Genomic DNA, 3015 nt, shown 5'->3' on the forward strand with positions numbered 1-3015 from the left:
ATTTAAGATTTTTGTAAGAGTTTTAAAGTAATATCTTAATAAATGTGATGTAATATATATATGGAGGTTGGATATGAAGTATAAGATATTGGTAGCAGAAGACGATAACGCCATAAGAGATTCTATAGGAATATATTTGAGAAATGCAAATTATGATGTTATTGAAGCCAAAGATGGTGAAGAAGCGATACATAAGTTTAAGTCTGAAAAGATAGACTTAATTATTATGGATCTTATGATGCCTAATTTAAGTGGAGAGGAAGCTATTTTAGAGTTAAGAGAAATTACTTACGTTCCGATAATTATTTTGTCTGCTAAAGGTGAAGACTATGACAAGATAATAGGGTTGAATATAGGCGCTGATGATTATATAACTAAACCTTTTAATCCTTTAGAACTTATGGCAAGAGTTAGTTCCAACATAAGAAGATTTTATGAGTATCAACCCAATAAGAATTCCGATATTTTAGAGTATGGAGATATAAAACTTGTAATACCTGAAAAATCGGTTTATGTGAGAGATGAAAAGGCACATCTCACATCAATTGAATATCAAATTTTAGAATTATTGATGAAAAATCCTAATAGAGTTTTTTCAGTTGATGAAATTTATGAAAAAGTTTGGGATGAGCCAGCATTTGATGTTAAAACTGTAACGGTACACATACGTAGAATACGTGAAAAAATTGAAATTGATCCTAAAAAGCCTATTTACTTAAAGGTTGCTTGGGGATTAGGATATAAGTTCGTTACAAAATAGGAGGAGTTATGAAAGATGTTGATATAAGATATTCTACAAAAGGATTATTAATAGCATTTTTGGTAATATCAATTGTAGGAGTGTTACTTGGGATTTATGGCTCTAAAAATAATTTATTTAATTCATATAAATCCAATAGAGAATCATATTATGACTATTATAATCAAGTGGATAATTCTCTATATAAAGATGGTGCTGGAAATTCAAATTTTAAATATATAGATAATATTTATGGAGATCAATTTATTAAATTTTATGTCAGAAGTTATAAAATTGCCAACTATCCTTTTACAGAAGAATTTAAAAGGCATTCTAATAAAGTTATTTTAGATTTAAATGAGTATGATGGGGGGTTTGAACAATACAGTAGCTATGGTGCAGCAATAGATGCTGCTAAAGCAAGAGGAATAAACGATCCTAAGATAAATATTAATGTAACTGAAGAACCATTATACAGAACGTATTATTTGACTAATGATAATAGTGTCGATGAGTTTGATCCACAATATATAGCTGATAGTAAATTAAGTGAAAGCCCAAATAACATTATATTAAGTGGTGTATGGGAAGATGGAGTTCTTAAATTTACAAAAGATATAGACCAAGTAAAAAATGAGAATAGAAAGTATGCAACAAATTTAAAACAAGCTATTAGAGAGGTTTATGCATCAATAAAGAATAGTGGGATACAAAAATTAAATTTTACGTATTTAATTGATACAAACTCAATGGCTTTTAAACAGTATGAGTCATCAATGAATTATGAAGAAAATTTATTGCCAAATTCTGCGCTAGGAGTTGTAACTGGAGCAGTTTTAATATTACTATTAGGTTTATTTTCTAACTTTGAAAAAATGGAAGAAAGTAATTTTTATAAAAGCATTTTAAAAGTACCTTTTGAAATAGTTGTATTTGGAGCAATACCTCTTTGGTTTATGTGTGCAATGATGGCAGCTGATTTTTTTAGTATAAATACTGATTTAATTAAGAGTCTGTTATCTCCATTTTATTTATTACAGATATTAGCTATAAGCACTATAGGTGTTGCAGAATTGTACTTGTTATATTGTTTAAAAGATGTATTTTATAATGGGTTTTCATCTAAAGTTGTAAATAATTCAATTGTGTCTAAAGTATTTAACTTTTTTGGTCAGAAATCAATTGGATTATTTATGAAATCAAAGAATGTATCTACGGAATATTTAAAAGACTTTGATCCGGGAAAGAGAAGAAACTTAATGCTATTTTTTTAGCTTTATTAATTCTTGGTGTAGTTGCATCCAATATAGTTGTGGTATCTTCTTTACAACTAATCGTGTTATTAATTTGGGTTTGCTTAATAGGTGTTATATTTGTAAGAGTTCAAAAATATATTACTGAACTTGAGGATATAGAAAAAACAGCAAAAATAATATCTGAAGGACATTACGACATAAAAATAGAGGAAAACAACTCGCATTTTAAAGGATTAGCACATAATTTGAATGCGATAACTTTGAATTTAGATGGTGCTATATCTAATGCTATTAAATCAGAAAAAATGAAAACTGACTTAATAGCAAATGTATCACATGATTTAAAAACACCATTGACTTCAATTATAAATTATTCAGAATTAGTAGTTGAAGAAGAAAATGTAGAAAATATTAAGAAATATGCTCAAGTTATAAATGAGAAGTCTTTAAAATTAAAGACACTAATAGAAGATCTTTTTGAAGCGGCAAAAGTTAGTAGTGAAAATATTGATTTAGAGATAGAAGAAATTGATTTTAAACAGCTGATAAAACAAATTATAGGGGAATGGGAAGATAAGCTTGAAGAAAAAAATATAACTATTGTAGAAGAATACACTCCAGAAAGAGTAATGTTAAACTTAGATGGAGTTAAAACCTCAAGAATTTTGGATAACTTATTTTCTAATATATATAAATATGCTTTGGAAGGGACTAGAGTTTATGTAAGATTATATAAGAATGAAAAAGTACAATTAATTATAAAAAATATTTCAAAATATCCTTTAAATATTTCAGAAGATGAATTAATGGAGAGGTTTACAAGAGGAGATGCTTCAAGGAATACCGAAGGTAGTGGATTAGGCCTATCTATAGCTAAGAGTTTAGTAAATGTTCAAAAAGGTACTTTTGAAATTGAAATTGACGGAGATTTATTCAAGTCTAAAATAGAATTTTAAACTTTTAAAAGAACTATTTAAATAGGGAAAAATTTTAGAATCCTATTTAAATAGTTTTTATTTG

At 27.2% G+C, this 3015-nt stretch carries 3 protein-coding genes; all 3 read left to right on the forward strand.

Features of this window, described 5'->3' with window-relative positions; all coding sequences use genetic code 11:
* Window positions 1-73 precede the first annotated feature (73 nt).
* Genes HMPREF9129_RS09980 through HMPREF9129_RS09985 form a run of 3 tightly spaced genes read left to right on the forward strand, consistent with a single transcriptional unit; the run spans window position 74 to window position 2951 of the window.
* Window positions 74-760, forward strand: coding sequence for a response regulator transcription factor (locus HMPREF9129_RS09980; protein WP_004823324.1), 687 nt, complete (start codon window positions 74-76; stop codon window positions 758-760).
* Window positions 761-768: 8 nt separating this feature from the next.
* Window positions 769-2013 carry a hypothetical protein gene (locus tag HMPREF9129_RS10830; RefSeq protein WP_004823325.1) on the forward strand — a complete coding sequence of 415 codons (1245 nt, stop codon included), beginning with the start codon at window positions 769-771 and terminating at the stop codon, window positions 2011-2013.
* 38 nt (window positions 2014-2051) lie between these two features.
* Complete coding sequence (locus HMPREF9129_RS09985; protein WP_257009286.1) at window positions 2052-2951, forward strand: sensor histidine kinase; 900 nt, start codon at window positions 2052-2054, stop codon at window positions 2949-2951.
* Window positions 2952-3015: the final 64 nt, after the last annotated feature.

The organism is Peptoniphilus indolicus ATCC 29427 (assembly GCF_000227315.1).
Lineage (GTDB): Bacteria > Bacillota > Clostridia > Tissierellales > Peptoniphilaceae > Peptoniphilus > Peptoniphilus indolicus.